Source organism: Halarcobacter mediterraneus, assembly GCF_004116625.1.
GTDB classification, from domain to species: Bacteria; Campylobacterota; Campylobacteria; order Campylobacterales; family Arcobacteraceae; genus Halarcobacter; species Halarcobacter mediterraneus.
Genome location: NZ_NXIE01000001.1, coordinates 809,800 through 827,202 on the forward strand (window position 1 = coordinate 809,800; position 17,403 = coordinate 827,202).

The window sequence follows — 17,403 nt, forward strand, 5'->3', positions numbered from 1 at the left end:
TGTGTGTATGAAAAAGAATATTACTCTTTATGCAGTTATTATGATAATAATGCTTTCTGTTACTATTTCCTTATTTAGTTTATATAACTTAAGAAAAACTGGTATTGAATCTGCTATTCATAATGCTCAATCTATATCTGAAGTTGTAAAAAGTGGTTTAACAGCTCATATGATAAATGGGAATATGGATCAAGTAGAAACCTTTATAAACTCAACCTCACATATAAAAAATGTAGATGAATTATGGCTTGTAAGAAGTAAACATTTAAATGAACAATTTCCTGAATCGAAATTAAGTCATCCGCCAAGAGATGAATTTGATGAAAAAGTTTTAAAAACAGGAAGAATACATCACTATATAGAAGAAGGAATCACAAATTCAAGTGTCAGGGTTACAATTCCTTATAATGCAGTTGCAGAAAAAGGAATTGATTGTCTAAAATGCCATAATGTTCCACAAGGTACAACTTTAGGGGCAGTATCTATTGTTCTTGATATTAGCACAATAAAAGAAATAGGAATTGAATCAATATATGTTATTTTGGTTCTAATTTTAACAACAGTAATATTATTTATTCTTATAAGCAGAAGACTCATAAACCCTTATTTAACCTTATTTGATAAATTTAAATTAAATGTAAATCAAGCAACTAATGGAAAATTTAAAAGAATAAACCCTCCAATAGGATTATCAAAAGAAATGGTTAAACTTACTCAAGAATATAATAATCTAATTCAATCCTTTGAAGATACTGCTATTGATATTGATAAAAAACTTCAAGGTTATGTGGGATATGAAATTTCATCAAAAGAAAGAAACCCTTTAAAAGACTCTAAGGAAATTATTAATAATCTTTCAAATTTATATCAGTTTAAAAAACAAATTGAATTAGATAATACAAAAGAAGAGATATATAATAGACTTGCTGAAGTTTTACTAAACAAATTCAAAATCAAAAACTTCTCTTTTATAGAATTAGATATGAAAAAATATAAACAAACTAAAATAAAAGAAGTTGGTCACTCTTTATATTGTAAAGATACAATTTTAAATAATCCTGAATTATGTAGAGCAGCAAGAACAAAAAATGATGTGATGTCTGTTGATTTTCATAATACTTGTCCATATTTTAACAATGATGAAAAATTTTATTACTGCTTTCATGTTGATATTAGTCAAAACTTATATTTAATAATCAACTGCGTATCTGACACAAAAGAAGAGCTAGAAAGAATAAAAGAACAAACTGTATTTGTAAAAAGTTATCTAAAAGAATCAGCACCATCTATTGAAGTAAAAATATTAATGAATGCCTTACAAGAATCTGCTTTTAGGGATGGATTAACAGGACTTTATAATAGAAAATTCTTAGAAGAATATAGCAAAAAAATGCTTCCTCAGCTTAAACGTGATAATAAAAAAGTTGGGCTATTAATGCTTGATATGGATCATTTCAAAGCTGTAAATGATGAATATGGACATGATATTGGAGATAAAGTTTTAAAAGAACTTGCTAGAATTCTTAATGAAACAGTTAGAGAATCAGATATTATCATTAGATATGGTGGAGAAGAATTTATGGTTCTTTTAATTGGTGTTACAAATGAAACAAATGCTCTAAATGTTGCTAAAAAAATTGCAAATAATGTTAGAGAAAATGAGATTGATGTTTATGCTGGTGCAAAATTAAGAAAAACTGTTAGTATTGGACTTTCTATGTACCCTGATGATGCTAATTCTTTTGATTCTGTTATAAAAAATGCAGATATTGCTTTATATGAAGCTAAAAATAGTGGAAGAGATAAAGTTGTAAGATTCAAAGAAGAACAAATTTCAAGTATTGATCTTTTCTAAGGAATAATATATGGCTATAAAAGATAAAATCAAGTGGAATGAAAAATATACAAATAATAAAAGTCTACTAAAAAGAAGACCGCAAAGTAAAAAACTTTTAAATGCAATAAAAATAGTAAAAGGATCTTTAGCTCTTGATGTCGCTTGTGGAGTAGGAAGAAACTCTATTTTTCTAGCCCAAAATGGTTTTGAAGTAGAAGCCCTAGATATTTCTTCTGTTGCCTTAGAAGAATTAGACAAAAGCAACTATAAAAATATTAAAACAAAACAAATTGATTTAGAAAACTATTGCCCAAAAGAAGATAGTTATAATTTGATAGTTATGACAAATTATTTAGATAGAAAGCTAATCGAAAAACTTTATAAAGCTCTTAAAAAAGATGGTATCTTATTTATTGAAACATATATGTTTCATAAAGAGAATGAAAAACCACCTTCAAACCCTAATTTTTTACTAAAAGAAAATGAACTTAAAACCTTTTTTAAAGAAGAAGGAATAATTTTAGATTATGAAGAGTTTTTTAATGAACCTTTTGAAATGTATAAAATGAGAAAACAAGCAATTATTATAAAAAAATCCAATAATTAATAGGAAATACTTTATGGAATCAAAATATAGTGAAAGAACAATCCTTACAATAATCAAATATGGGGCGCTTATTCCTATTATAATATTTTCTTTTCTAATAACTTATTTATCAATAAAACAAAAAGATGATGAATTAAACCATGAAATAAAAGTTTTAAAAGAAAAATTTCTACAAGAAAATAAAGAAAATGTTAAAAATGAAGTTTATAGAGTAATTGATTCTATAAACTATGAAATAAAAAGCTCCGATGAGGCTTTAAAAACTTTTTTAAAAGATAAAGTATATGAAGCATACCAAATCGCAGATAATATTTATAAAGAAGAAACCAAAAAAAACAAACCTAAAGAAGAAATTTATAACACAATAAAATTAGCTTTAGGAGGGATGATTTATAATGAAGGAACAGGTTATATTTTTCTTGATGATATAAATGGAGTAAAACAACTTCAACCTTTCAATCGAAGTTTTGAAGGTAGAAATTTTCTACATTATGAAGATGCAAAAGGCTATAGATTTGTTGAGACTATAGTTCAAACTATAAAAGATAAAACTGAAACTTATGATACTTATTATTGGTATAAATCAAAAGAAGATAAAACTGCTTACAAAAAAATGAGTTTTTATAAATATTTTGAACCCTTTGATGTAGCAATTGGAACAGGAGAATATTTAGTTGACTTTGAGAAAAGAATACAACAAAATCTTTTGAAAAGAATTAGAAATATTAGATTTAACAATAATAATGGATACATATTTATATTTGATTCAAAAGGAACTTATTTATCTTATTTTGAAAAAGACAAAATCAAAACCAATGGTTTTAAAACAGAAAATACAAAAGGAAAATATTTAATTAAAGACTTAGTTGAATTTGCAATAGATAAAAAAGAAGGATACTACTCTTACCTTGCACTAAAAAAACCAAATCTTTCTACAGATAATAATGAAAAAATTTCTTTTATAAAATATTTTGAAGATTGGGATTGGATTATTGGAGCAGGATTTTATTTGGATGAGTTAAACAATGATGTAAAAGAAAGAGAACTTGAATTAATAAAAAAACATGAAGCAATCATTTCAGATATCATTATTTTAAGTATTATTATTACAAGTTTACTACTTTTGATCTCTTTTTACATTTCAAAAATTGTTTCAAAAAAGTTTGATGATTATAAAAATAATTTAAAAGAAGAAATGAATAGAACAGTTGAAAAAGAAAGATTACTAATCCAACAATCAAAAATGGCAACAATGGGTGAAATGATAGGAAATATAGCCCATCAATGGAAACAACCTTTATCTATAATTTCTACAGCTTCAACTGGAGTAAAACTACAAAAAGAGTTAGAAACTTTAACTGATAAAGAGTTATCTGAAGCAATGGATTCAATTAATAATTCTTCACAATATTTAGCACAGACAATTGAAGACTTTAGAAGCTTTTTTAAACCAAATAAATTAAAACAAAGATTTATATTTAGATCATTATATGAGAAAACATTTAAATTAATTAATTCTCAATTTAAAAACAATAATATTCAAATAATAGAAAACATTGATGATATAGAATTAAATACCTATGAAAACGAATTATTACAAGTACTTATTAATATTTTGAAAAATAGTAAAGATGAATTAATAAAACTACCAAGGGAAGAAAGAAGACTTATTTTTGTTAACTCCTTTTCAAAAAACAAGCAGGTTTTTATAAAAATAAGAGATAATGCAGGGGGAATTCCAGAAGAGATTATAGATAAAATATATGATCCTTATTTTAGTACAAAAAAAGATAAAGAAGGTACAGGTATTGGTCTTTATATGAGTAGGCAAATTATAGATAGTATGGATGGAAAAATAAAAGTTTCTAATGTAGACTTTACATTTTCAAATAAAAAATACAAAGGTGCTGAATTTACAATAATAATTCCCTTAAATTAAAAATAACTTATAAATATATAGATTTCTTTTATCTTATACATTTTTTTATGAAAGTTTTGTTCTAATTAGGCATCTTATAATAAAGGGAAAGATTATGATGAAAAAATTCATTTCCACACTACTTACAGTCTTTGTAAGTTTGTTTGTTTTAACAACAAACCTACAAGCTCAAAAAGGTAAATTAACAGGTGGGTCAGAACATTCAATGCCTGGTTGGTTCAAGCAAAGTTTTCTTGATTTAACAGAAGATGTTGAAGAAGCAAAAGAAGAAGATAAACATGTAATGTTGTTTATGACTTTAGACTTCTGTCCTTATTGTACAAAAATGATCAATGACAATTTTGTAGAAGGTGCAAAACACCAAAAATATATAGAAGACAACTTTGATGTTTTAGGAATAAATATTAAAGGTTCAAGAGAAATTGTAGTAAATGAAGATTTAACTCTAACAGAAAAAGAGTATGCAGATCATCTGAAAATACAATATACTCCAACAATTATTATTTTAAACCAAGAAAATGAAATTGCAGTTAGATTAAATGGTTATAGATCACCAGAAAACTTTAAACTTGTACTTGATTATGTAAAAAATAAAGAATATAAAAATATGACTTTAACTCAATATTTAGATAAAGTTAAAAATAAGACTTACTACACTCTTAAATCAAATAAAATGTTTAAAGATATAAAAGACCTTTCAAAAGAAAAAGGTGCTCTTGCAGTAATTTTTGAAGATGGAAGTTGCACTCAATGTGACTATTTTCATAATACAACATTAAAAAATAAAGATGTTCAAAAAGAGTTATCTAAAGTAACAGTAGTAAGATTAGATGCAACATCTAAAGAAAAGATTGTTACTCCTGAAGGAAAATCAACAACTGCATATGATTGGGCAAAAGAGATAAAATTAGATTATAGACCAGGGGTTTTACTATATAATGAAAATAAAGAAAGAGCAAGAATAGATGCACTTTTATATAGTTTTCACTTTAAAGAAATGATAAGATATGTAAGTGGTAAATATTATTCAAAATATAATACTTTCTTAGACTATTTAGGACCAAGACAAGATGAATTATTAAACCAAGGGATTAATATCGATATTTCTGCTAAAAACTAAATTTTATGGCAGTATTTAAATACTGCCATTTATTTACTGGTTTCATAAAATTGAATTAGATCTTCTATTGATAAATCTAGTTCTTGCATTTGTTCAAATATATAAGGAAGAGTCTCTTTTATAAAAATCTCTTTTTTATCTTTTAAAATTTCTTTTCTTGCATTTTCTTTTACAAAATACCCTACCCCTCTTTTTTTATAGATTATATTTTTTTGTTCCATATAAGTATAAGACCTTACTACAGTATTAGGGTTAACTTCCATCTCAACTGCAAGTTCTCTTATTGAGGGTAAACGACTTTCTTCTTTTATATTTTTTAATAAAATTTGTTTGAAAACAATATCTACAATTTGTAAATAAATAGCTTTACTCTCATTAAATTCCATGACTTACCTGCTTTGATTTCATTAACTTGTATGAGATAAACCACATAAAAAAGACAAATAAAAGAAGAACTGAAGTTTTAATATAATCAAAGAAAAAACTATTTTCTATAATTATTCTATAATCAAAATCTTTTGGAGAAGAGTTTAACTCATAAATATAATTTATTACACCAAAGACAATAAAAGAAACTATTATAATAATTATTAAAGAAATACTAATTAAAGTATATAAAGCAGGTCTTTTTTTAAATAAAATTGCCCCAAATAAAAATATTGAATTAACTAATAAGTAAGCTTTAAAACTATAAATTACATTTGCTAAAAAGACCTCAAATAAAAAACTATTTGTAAAAGATATTAATGAAAACAATTCATTATTTCCTAAAAAAAACAGTTGAGAAATAAGTATAATTATTAGAAAACCTAAAGTATTAAAAAGATAAAAATAAAGAAAAGTAGCTAATAACTTTGATAGAAACTTTTCTAAAGAACTTGCAGGTAACATAAACCAAAATAAACTTTCACTTTTATTATGCATTTGAGTAAAACGATAACTTGTATACATAATTCCACCAAGAAGGATATATCCTTTATACATACTAGCTAAAATACTAAATACACTATAAATATCATTTTTAGCACCCATACTCATAAAAAAACTAAAAAATAAAGGTACAAGTAAAGAAGCTAATAAATATTTATAACTTAAATAAACTTCTATTGCTAATAACTTTCCTAATCTTGACATTTCAAATTTATTTTTCATTTTCTTTCCCTTTACAAAACTCCTGTAGTTTTGAATTATCTAAAATACTTGCATTAAATAATAATTCCATATCAATATTACTTGTATTGCCACTTTTATTTTCTTTTATAACTGAATATTGTCCTAATGCTATAGCTTCAGTATATAGTTCTTCACCACTTACAGAATCTTGTATTTTCATTTCTATTATTTTTGATAAATATTCTAAAGAAATATCTAAAACAAACTCTGCATTATTTAAAATACAAACATAATCAATTATATTTTCAATATCTTTTACTTGATGAGTAGAAATAATAAAACACTTTGTTTCATCTATACAAGAACTTACTAATCGTCTAAATACACTTTTTGAAGGAATATCTAAACCATTAGTTGGTTCATCTAAAATATTTAATTTACAATTGCAAGCAAGACCAAAAGCAAGTAAGAATTTTTTTTGTTGCCCCATAGAAAGGTTTTTTAAATTTTTACTATCTTCTATTTCTAAAGAGTTAGAATACTCTTTATACTCTGTGATACTAAAATTTGGATAAAAAGAAGAATACAACTTTACAAAATTTTTAGAAGATAACTCAGGTAAAATAAATTGTTCAGGCAAATAAAATATTTCACTTAACATAGAAGTTTCACGATTCTTTGGATCAAAACCTAAGGTTCTTATTTTTCCTTCTTTCGAAAATAAAGTTCCTGAAATCAAACCTAAAAGAGTTGTTTTACCTGAACCATTCTTTCCAAATAGTCCATAAATATGAGATTTTCTAAAATTTATTGATAAGTCTTTATATAAAGCTTTTTTTTTATATGAAAAATTTAATTTTTCTATACTAAGCATTATTTTCCTTTTATAGTGTATTAGTTAACTAATACAGAGTATATATAAAAATAATTTTAATGTCAATAGAAATATATAAAATAATAAAGAAACTGCTAATATAAGTTCAAATTAGATAAAATACAGCTTTTATAAAGAGTTAGAATAATCAAAAAGGTTTAATAATAATGAGTGAAAACAAAGACTTTTTACGTGTAATAGTTGATGAAGATTTAAAAAAAGGTAAATATGAAGAAGTTGTAACAAGATTTCCTCCTGAACCTAATGGTTTTCCACATATAGGACACGCTAAATCTATCTGTATAAACTTTGGAATTGCAAAAGATTTCAAAGGACATTGTAATCTTAGAATGGACGATACTGACCCAACAAAAGAAGATACAAAATATGTTGAAGCTTTAAAAGATGCAGTTAAATGGCTTGGATTTGACTGGGGAGAAAATGTATATTATACTTCTGATTATTTCCCAAAATTATATGACTATGCTATTAAACTTATAAAAATGGGTAAAGCCTATGTTGATAGTTTAAATGAAGAAGAAATTCGTGAATATAGAGGAACAGTTACACAAGCTGGAAAAAGAAGTGAATATGCAAATAGAAGTATTGAAGAAAATCTAGACCTTTTTGAAAGAATGAAAAGGGGTGAATTCAAAGATGGAGAGCATGTATTAAGAGCAAAAATAGATATGAGTGCTGCAAATATGAAAATGAGAGATCCACTTTTATACAGAATTAGACATGCACATCATTATAGAGCTGGAAATGAATGGCATGTTTATCCTATGTATGATTTTGCACACTGTTTATCTGATTATATTGAAGGAGTTACACACTCAATTTGTACTTTAGAGTTTGAAAATAATAGAGATATCTATGATTGGGTATTAGATACTCTTGAGTTAAAACCACCTAGACCATATCAACATGAATTTGCAAGACTAGGTATTAATTATACTGTTATGAGTAAAAGAAAACTTTTAGAATTAGTACAAAACAACTATGTAAATGACTGGGATGATCCAAGAATGCCTACAATTGCAGGTTATAAAAGAAGAGGATATACTCCTGAATCAATAATTAACTTCTGTGATCAAATTGGAATTGCTAAAGCAAACTCTATGGTTGATGTTTCTCAATTAGAGTTTTGTATTAGAGATGATTTAAATAAAAAAGTTCCAAGAGTTATGTGTGTACTTGACCCTTTAAAAGTAACAATTGAAAATTATGAGGGAGAAGAAGAAATTGATGCACCCTATTATCCCCATGATGTACCAAAAGAAGGTTCAAGAGTAGTTCCTTTTTCAAAAGTAGTATATATTGAAAGAGATGATTTTAATGAAAATCCACCAAAAGGTTTCTATAGACTTACTCCAGAACAACCTGTAAGACTAAGACATGGTTATATTATTTCATGCAAAGAAGTTATCAAAGATGATAAAGGAAATATTACTGAAATAATTGCTCAATATTACCCTGAATCAAAAAGTGGAAGTGATACAAGTGGAATAAAAGTAAAAAGTGCTATTCAATGGGTAAGTGAAACTTATGCTAAAAAAGTTGAATTAAGACTTTATGACAGACTTTATAAAAATGAAGCACCTCAAGAAGTAGAAGATTTAAACCCTAATTCTTTAAAAATTATTAAAGATGCACTTATTGAACCTGCTGTAATTGAAGAAAAGAAAGATGAAAGATTTCAATTTGAAAGACAAGGTTATTTTTATGCTGACCCTATTGATTATACAGATGAAAAACCTGTATTTAATAAAATTGTTTCTTTAAAAGATTCTTGGGCTAAAAAAGTACAACCTAGTGAAAATAAAACTAAAAAAGATAATAAATCAAATCAAAAACAAGAAGTAAAAAAAGAAATCATTCATGGGGAAGCAGAACCTTTAACAAAAGAACAAGAAACACTTTTCCTAAAATATACAAAAGAATTAAAACTTAATAATGAAGTATCTAATATCTTAGCAAGAGATGAAAAACTTTCATCTTTTTATGAAGAGACTTTAAAAGAATTAAATAGTCCAGTAACATTGGCAAATATTATTGCAAATGATGTTGCTAAACAATTAAAAGAAAAAACAATAGAAGAACTAAAATTTACAACATCTGAAATAGTAGAATTAATCAAAATGCTTGATGAAGAAATTATTTCAACAAAAATAGCAAAACAAGTATTTGAGGAAATGTCTGAAAAAGGTGGAAAGCCTAAACAAATAGTTGAAGATAAAGGCTTAATTCAAATAAGTAACCCTGAAGTAATTCTACCAATTATAGAAGAAGTTATTGCAAAAAATCCAGAAAACTTAGAAAAGTTTAAAAATGGAAACACAAAACTATTAGGTTTTTTTGTAGGACAAGTATTAAAAGCAACAGCTGGAAAAGCAAATCCTAAAGTTGTAAATGAACTTGTAGAAAAAGAGCTTAATAAATAATCAATCATACCAAGTTTCAAAAAAGAAACTTGGTTTTTCTAAATAATTAAAATATACCCTTCTCCCTTTAGAGTCTTAATATCTAATTCAGGAACTTTTTTTCTAAGTCTAAAAAGTAGTTGTCGTCTATTTTCATCGTTTGTAATACTTGTATGCCACAATACTAAATCAATATGCTCATTTGATATTACAACATTTTTATTTTGTATTAATATATGTAAAAATTGTTGCTCTTTTTTTGTAAGATTTATTTTCTCCTGATTTTTATAAAGAGTTTTTGTACCTATATTATAAATATATCCATCATTTAACTCAACAGGTTTTATGTTTTCATTTAAACTAAAACGATATGTTGCTAATTTTACTTCTCTTAGAAGGTGGCTATCTAAATATGGCTTTACAATGTATCCTGTAAAGTTTACAGTAGAAGCCTCTGCAAGTGTTGAATCATCATGATATGAAGTTAAAAATATAACAGGAACATTAAAATTCTTTTGGATGATTTGAGCTGTTTCTATGCCGTTTCGATCCCCTTTGATATTGATATCGGCGATGATGATATCAACACTATTTTTAAACATCGTCTCAATAGCACTATCACTTCTTGATGCTATAGCAACTACATTGTACCCTTCCCATTCAAGAGTTCTTTTTATTTTTTGTGCAGTGAGCATAGTATCTTCTATAATCAAAATATTTATCTTTTTCATATTTATATTGTATCACTCTATCGTTATTTTTTGCGTTACTTTTTATATATCTTACATTTTTTATGATAAACTTTTAAAAAAAAGAGTTTTATGCCTTATTTCCTTATTTTATTGATTTCTATATATGTAAACTTACAAGCGACAATTTTTGTCAATATACAAGATACAATAGAGATACTCCCCCACTCCAAAATACACCATGATATAGGGAATAAAGAAACTATTAATAGTATACTAAAAAATAATGACAAGTTCATTTCCACCAATAAAAAAGTTATTGATTATTGTATTTTAGCTCCTGAAAGTGTGTGGATAAAATTTCAACTAAAAAACCCTACTTCAAATACAATAAAAAAGATACTTAGTTTTGAAAATATTTTTTTAGAAAAAATTGAGCTTTATAAAATAGAAAATCAAAAAGTAGTATCAACAAAAACCACAGGGTTTTATCATCTTGAAAGTTTTGATGGTACAGTTAAACTTAATCTTCCTATAACCCTTACCCCAAATAGTACACAAGAATATTATCTCTATGTCAAAAGTGAAAAACTCTCTTTATGGTTCAAACCATTACTTCATGAACCAAAAGAGTTCAAAAAAGAAGACACAGCTAAACAAGTTATTTGGGCGCTCTTTTTTGGTGGGATATTATCTCTTGTTTTTTATAATATCTTTTTATTTATTTTTACAAGAGACAAAATATATCTATATTACTTTTTATATCTTATTGCTACACTTATGCAAAGTGAACTTTCTATATATATTAGATTTTATTTTTTCCCTATGGACGATCTTGAGTTTGTTAAAAAAAGTTTATACTTCAACCTTTTTTATATAAATATTTTCGTTTCCTTTACTATGACTCTTTTTATCAGACATTTTTTAAATACAAAACTGTATCCTAAAATTGACTTATCTTTGAAAATACTTATTTTTATAATACTTTTTTATTATATATTACAAATTTTTGATATTTTTACCATCCCTCAAGTTATTCTTTTTCAGTTTGTTATGCCATACTATTTTTTATGGATTGGATTTTATGCTCTTTATAAGAAAAATCCTCAAGCCAAATTCTTTTTATTAGGCTGGAGTTTTGCTCTTTTAGCATGGTTATCCCTATTTTTTAAGTTTTTGGGATTACTTCCGGAGCAATATGTTTTTGAGTATACCTTTGAAACTCTTATTATGGCAGAGGTTATTTTATTTGCTATATCATTAGCATATCGTATCAAAATATTAGAAAAGAAAAAAAATGATTTAACCAAGTCATTGCTTATACAACAACAAAATGAATCCAGTCGTTTAGAAAAAATTGTAAAAACAAGAACCAAAGAACTAAATAACGAACTCAAACAAAATGAGCTGCTTTTAAAAGAACTTCACCATAGAGTAAAAAACAATATGCAGTTTATCACCTCTTTGTATACCCTTAAACTCAATGAACACAAAGATAAAGATATGGAAGAGAAGCTTCAAGATGTAGAGCGAAAAATACACTCTATGAGTATAGTACATCAAATGCTTTTTACGCAAAAGAATATTGAAACTATAGATGCTAAAGAATATTTTGAACAAGTAGTTGAAAATATCACACAAAGTTTTGAGATGGAAAATATAGATTTCAAGCTTGATATCTGTGCAATCTTAGATATAGAAGAAGCAATATACTGTGGTCTTATAGTCAATGAACTTGTAACCAATGCTATAAAGTATGCCTTTGATGGGAAAGATGGTATTATCACCATCTCTTTAAACAACCATAAAGATGGTATCTTATTAGAGATCTCTGATAATGGAAAAGGTATACAAACAAATGACACCCCATCCTTTGGACAAATGATGGTTGAGTCACTTGCGGAAGGACAACTGGAGGGAAAACTCAACATAAAAACTGACCATGGAACACACATCTCTTTATGGTTTAAAAATAAAATCCAAAAAAGTAACGACGAAAGTAACGATAACTAAATATAATACTTGAATATAAGAAAAAAGTTTTTTATGTTTAAGGATATATCATGAAATTAAATCACAACTATTCTTCCCGTTTTAGAATCCTAAAAGGTGGAAAGATAAGCTTAGTAGTATCTGCACTTCTAGGAGGTGTAACTCTAAGCTTTGCAGCGCCTAGTGGTGGAGTGGTAACTTCAGGGTCTGCTACTATTTCACAAAGTGGAAATACAACCAATATAAACCAATCCACCTCCAAAGCTAGTATAAACTGGAATAAGTTTAATATAGCTTCCCATGAAACAGTAAACTTCAATCAACCAAATCTAAATAGTATAACTCTAAACAGAGTAATAGGAAATGAAAGAAGTATTATAGATGGAGCTTTAAATGCCAATGGTCAAGTTTGGATATTAGACTCAAATGGAGTTTTATTTGGTAAAAATGCTTCAATAAATACAGCAGGACTATTAGCTACAACTAAAGATATCTCAGATACTAACTTTCAAAAAGGTAACTATACTTTTACAGGAGATTCAACAGAATCTATTATCAACCAAGGTACTATAAAAGTTAAAAATAATGGTTATGTAATCTTTGCTTCTAATGAAGCTAAAAATAGTGGAGTGATAGAAGCTATAAAAGGAAGAGTACAACTTACATCAGCAGATGAATATACTATAAATCTAAATGGTAACTCTTTAATAGATTTATCTGTAGATAAAGGTATATTAGATGCCCTAGTAGAAAACTCTAGCACTATTCTTGCAGATGGTGGAGAAGTATATCTAACTACTCATGCAGTTGATGAACTTCTAAGAGGTGTAGTAAATAATACAGGTATCATAGAAGCAAACTCACTAGATGGAATAAACGGACATGTGGAACTATATGCCCATGGAGGAACTGCAAATATAGCTGGAACTATAAAAGCTAAAGGTGGGTTTGTAGAGACTTCAGGGAAAGAGCTAAGTGTAGCTTCTACAACTTTAGTAGAAGCTTCTAAATGGCTTTTAGATCCAGTTAATATGACTATAGAATCAACAGGAGGAAGTGATATAACAGGAGCTAGTGTAAGTGCAACTGCTATAGAGTCTAACTTAGCTACAACAGATATAGAACTCCTTGCAGATAATGATATTACTGTAAATGAAGATATCACTTGGGGTGAAGCTACAAAGCTTACTTTAACTGCAGGTAATGAGATATATGTAAATGCTACTATTGAAAATACTAACAACACTTATGGTGGAGTTTACTTTAATGCAGTTAATAGAAATGCAGCTATAAAGTTTGACCCATCAACTGGAAAAGTAATCATAAATAATATCAATCAACTCCAATGGATAAGTCAAGCTTTAAATGGTAGATATGAATTAGGTTCAAACATAGATGCAAGTGATACTACTACTTGGAATAGTGGAGCTGGATTTAAACAAATAGGAGATAACTCTACAGGTAATATAGATACAAGATTTACAGGAATCTTTGATGGTAAAGGTTATGTTATAGATGGCTTGTATATCAATAGAGCTAATGAAAACTTTGTAGGGTTATTTGGTTATACTGATTCTTATGGAGCTAATAAAGGAACAATTTTAAATCTAGGACTTACCAATGTAGATATTACAGGAAGGGATTATGTTGGTGGATTAGTTGGACATAATAATTCTTCAACCATCACAAACTCTTATGTTACAGGAAATGTAAGTGGAAATAAGCAGGTTGGAGGATTGGTTGGAACAAATGATAATTCAACTATCACAAACTCTTATGTTACAGGAAATGTAAGTGGGGGTATTGTTTTTGGTGGATTAGTTGGATACAATAATTCTTCTACCATCACAAACTCTTATGTTACAGGAAATGTAATTGGGAATACTTATGTTGGAGGATTAGTTGGATACAATAATTCTTCTACCATCACAAACTCTTATGTTACAGGAAATGTAATTGGGAATACTTATGTTGGAGGATTAGTTGGATTTAATTTTAACTCAACCATCACAAACTCATACTGGGATATAGATACCACAGGACAAACAAATGGAGTAGGAGGTGGAAGTTCAGCTGGGGCTACAGGAATCTACAGCTCAACAAATACGAAAAATGCTTTTAGTAAAGATACTTATGCAGGCTTTGACTTTACAAACACTTGGTTTATGATAGAAGGTGAAACAAGACCTTTTTTAAGAAGTGAATACTCTACTACTATCACAAATGACCATCAACTCCAACTTATGGCTATGGATTTAACAGCTGATTATGTTCTAGCAAATAATATAAAATACACAGGCGATATGTGGAGCTCTAAAGGGTTTGATTCTATAGGAGATAGTGCTACATACTTTCAAGGAAGCTTTGATGGTAAAGGTTATGTTATAGATGGTCTTTATATCAATAGAGGTAATGAAAATCGTGTAGGGTTATTTGGGCAGAATTGGTCTTCAAAAAGTATCTCCAATTTAGGACTTACTAATGTAGATATTACTGGAATGTATAATGTTGGAGGACTAGTAGGAGATGCATTTCGTTTAACAATTAATAATTCCTATGTCACAGGTACTATAAATGGACATGATAGTGTTGGGGGGTTAATTGGATATGGATATAATAATAATTTTATAACAAACTCCTATACTTCTGTGGATATTACTGGAAATGATGGTGTAGGTGGATTATTGGGTAAAGCTAAAGACGGTACTATTTTTTCCATAAGTAATTCATATACTACAGGTACTATAAATGGAAATAATAGTGTTGGAGGATTAATGGGGTCGGCATATTCTAGCTCTATAAGTAACTCTTACTCAACAGCTTCTGTATTTGGAAGTGGAAATTATATAGGTGGTTTAGTTGGACAACAGAGAGATACTTCCACAATAAATAACTCCTACTTTTCAGGAGCTGTAAGTGGTAATGATAATGTTGGAGGATTAGTTGGATATACTTTTGACTCAACCATCACAAACTCATACTGGGATATAGACACCACAGGTCAAACAAATGGCGTAGGAGGTGGAAGTTCAGCTGGAGCTACAGGAATCTACAGCTCAACCAACACAGTAAATGCTTTTAGTAAAGATACTTATGCAGGCTTTGATTTTACAAATGATTGGATAATCTATAAAGGTCATACAAGACCTCTTTTAAGAGCATTTATGACAGAACTTACTGTAAAAGCAAATGATGCTACAAGAACTTATGATGGTACTAATTATGTAGTAGGAAGTGAAGGTGTAACTTACTCCAATCCAACTTACGATAACTCTTTAGTAAATGGTACTCTAGCTTATACTTCAAGTGGTGATTTGAAAAATGCAGGAACAGCTACAATAAATGTAGATGGTTTATACTCTTCTCAACAAGGGTATATTATAAACTATGATACAGGAACTTTAACTACCAATAAAAAGGAATTATCAGCTAACTTTTCAGTAAATGACAAGGTTTATGATGGAACTACTTCTGCTACTGCTTCTTTAGATGGTGGTTTATCAGGATTAGTCTCTGGGGATAATGTTTCTTTAGACTCTTTCTTGGCTTCATTTTCTGATAAAAATGTAGGAGATAATAAAACTATCTCTATTTCTAATATCTCTTTATCTGGAAGTGGTAGTTCTAACTATACTATTGCTAGTTCTAGTTCTTCTACTGCTAGTATTACACCTAAAAATATCTCTGCTACTTTTAATGGCAATGACAAAGTATATGATGGTACTACTACTGCTAATGTTGAAGCTGTATTAGAAGGTCTTATTTCAGGAGATGATATTACTGTATCTCAAAGTGCGTTATTTGAAGATAAAAATGCAGGAGAAAATAAGACTATTAATATTACAGATATATCATTAAGTGGAGAGGATATGAGAAACTATATCATTGAGACAAATGATTCTACAAGCACTACTGCTACTATTAACAAAGCTTTAGCAACAGTAACTGTTGACAATAAAGAAGTTGTTTATAATGGGGAAACTCATACTATAGATAACTATACAGTAAGTGGATTAGTGAATAATGAAGATAAATCTGTAATAGATTCTATTACTTTACAAGGAGAAGCTAAAGATGAGGGAACTCATATTATATCAGCTTTAGGGGAAGACAATAATTATAATTTTGAGTTTATTGATGGAGAGCTAAAAATTACTCCTAAATTAATCAATGTAACATACACAGCAAATAACAAAGAGTATGATGGTTCTACTACTGCTATTGCAAATGGTTCTTTAAGTGGTGTTATCCAAGGTGATGATATAAAAGCTATTTATTCTTCTGCTAACTTTGAGAATGAAAAACCTGCTAATGATAAAAATGTTTATATAGAAGGTATCTCTTTAAGTGGGAGTGATAGTAAAAACTATATTTTAGATAAAAACTCTTATATTACTACTGCAAGTATCAATAACTCTTTAGATAGTCTTATTGCTAGTATTATAAATGATTCAACTATTAACTCTATAGAGGAGTTTAACAATATAGACTTTAACTCTTTAGATATAAATCCAGAAGAGATAACAAATATTGAAAATATCATTACTGATTTATTACAACAAGGAGAAATCTCTTTTCCTATTATAAATGGTATTGTTCTTAGAGTTTTAGATGGAGGGATTAATATGCCTTATGGTACACAAAGGCAACTTATTTTAGAGGAAGAAGAAGATAAAAAAGAAGATGAAATATAATGAAAAATATAAGTTTAAAAATAAAAAGTTTATTAATTCTATCTTTATTTACATGTATTAATTTATACGGAGTAGATATTCCAACTATAGGTGATGTATTAAAAGAGGTAACACC

The 17,403-nt window shown here is 27.6% G+C and carries 11 protein-coding genes; 7 read left to right on the plus strand and 4 right to left on the minus strand.

Annotation, left to right across the window (positions count from 1 at the left end):
* Positions 1 to 7: 7 nt before the first annotated feature.
* From CP965_RS04125 to CP965_RS04140, 4 genes are all read left to right on the plus strand, one after another.
* Entirely contained in the window at positions 8 to 1,855 is a 1,848-nt protein-coding gene (locus CP965_RS04125; protein WP_129060776.1) for a GGDEF domain-containing protein, read from the plus strand.
* A gap of 10 nt (positions 1,856 to 1,865) precedes the next feature.
* The gene (locus CP965_RS04130; RefSeq protein ID WP_129060777.1) at positions 1,866 to 2,444 is read left to right on the plus strand and encodes a class I SAM-dependent methyltransferase; all 579 of its coding nucleotides are present in this window, start codon (positions 1,866 to 1,868) and stop codon (positions 2,442 to 2,444) included.
* A gap of 13 nt (positions 2,445 to 2,457) precedes the next feature.
* Complete coding sequence (locus tag CP965_RS04135; RefSeq protein WP_129060778.1) at positions 2,458 to 4,383, plus strand: sensor histidine kinase; 1,926 nt, start codon at positions 2,458 to 2,460, stop codon at positions 4,381 to 4,383.
* A gap of 94 nt (positions 4,384 to 4,477) precedes the next feature.
* Positions 4,478 to 5,503 carry a thioredoxin family protein gene (locus CP965_RS04140; RefSeq protein ID WP_129060779.1) on the plus strand — a complete coding sequence of 342 codons (1,026 nt, stop codon included), beginning with the start codon at positions 4,478 to 4,480 and terminating at the stop codon, positions 5,501 to 5,503.
* Between the two features lie 29 nt (positions 5,504 to 5,532).
* Here CP965_RS04140 and CP965_RS04145 read toward each other — a convergent pair whose 3' ends face one another.
* The 3 genes from CP965_RS04145 to CP965_RS04155 are packed head-to-tail and all read right to left on the minus strand — an operon-like array spanning position 5,533 to position 7,490.
* Positions 5,533 to 5,889 (minus strand): GntR family transcriptional regulator, encoded by a 357-nt coding sequence (locus CP965_RS04145; RefSeq protein WP_129060780.1) that lies wholly within the window; start codon positions 5,887 to 5,889, stop codon positions 5,533 to 5,535.
* Entirely contained in the window at positions 5,879 to 6,655 is a 777-nt protein-coding gene (locus CP965_RS04150; RefSeq protein WP_129060781.1) for a hypothetical protein, read from the minus strand. Before CP965_RS04150 ends, CP965_RS04145 begins: the two co-directional genes overlap by 11 nt.
* The gene (locus CP965_RS04155; RefSeq protein ID WP_129060782.1) at positions 6,645 to 7,490 is read right to left on the minus strand and encodes an ABC transporter ATP-binding protein; all 846 of its coding nucleotides are present in this window, start codon (positions 7,488 to 7,490) and stop codon (positions 6,645 to 6,647) included. The genes CP965_RS04150 and CP965_RS04155 overlap by 11 nt, the downstream gene beginning before the upstream one ends.
* Positions 7,491 to 7,657: 167 nt before the next feature.
* Here CP965_RS04155 and CP965_RS04160 point away from each other — a divergent pair, with 167 nt between their 5' ends.
* Positions 7,658 to 9,934 carry a glutamine--tRNA ligase/YqeY domain fusion protein gene (locus tag CP965_RS04160; RefSeq protein ID WP_129060783.1) on the plus strand — a complete coding sequence of 759 codons (2,277 nt, stop codon included), beginning with the start codon at positions 7,658 to 7,660 and terminating at the stop codon, positions 9,932 to 9,934.
* 38 nt (positions 9,935 to 9,972) lie between these two features.
* Here the strand turns inward: CP965_RS04160 and CP965_RS04165 are convergent, their stop codons facing one another.
* Positions 9,973 to 10,644 carry a response regulator gene (locus CP965_RS04165; protein ID WP_129060784.1) on the minus strand — a complete coding sequence of 224 codons (672 nt, stop codon included), beginning with the start codon at positions 10,642 to 10,644 and terminating at the stop codon, positions 9,973 to 9,975.
* A gap of 90 nt (positions 10,645 to 10,734) precedes the next feature.
* On the opposite strand from CP965_RS04165, the gene CP965_RS04170 reads away from it, so the two are divergent.
* Complete coding sequence (locus CP965_RS04170) at positions 10,735 to 12,615, plus strand: 7TM diverse intracellular signaling domain-containing protein (RefSeq protein WP_129060785.1); 1,881 nt, start codon at positions 10,735 to 10,737, stop codon at positions 12,613 to 12,615.
* Between the two features lie 50 nt (positions 12,616 to 12,665).
* Complete coding sequence (locus tag CP965_RS14100) at positions 12,666 to 17,288, plus strand: YDG domain-containing protein (protein WP_164970992.1); 4,623 nt, start codon at positions 12,666 to 12,668, stop codon at positions 17,286 to 17,288.
* Positions 17,289 to 17,403 lie beyond the last annotated feature (115 nt).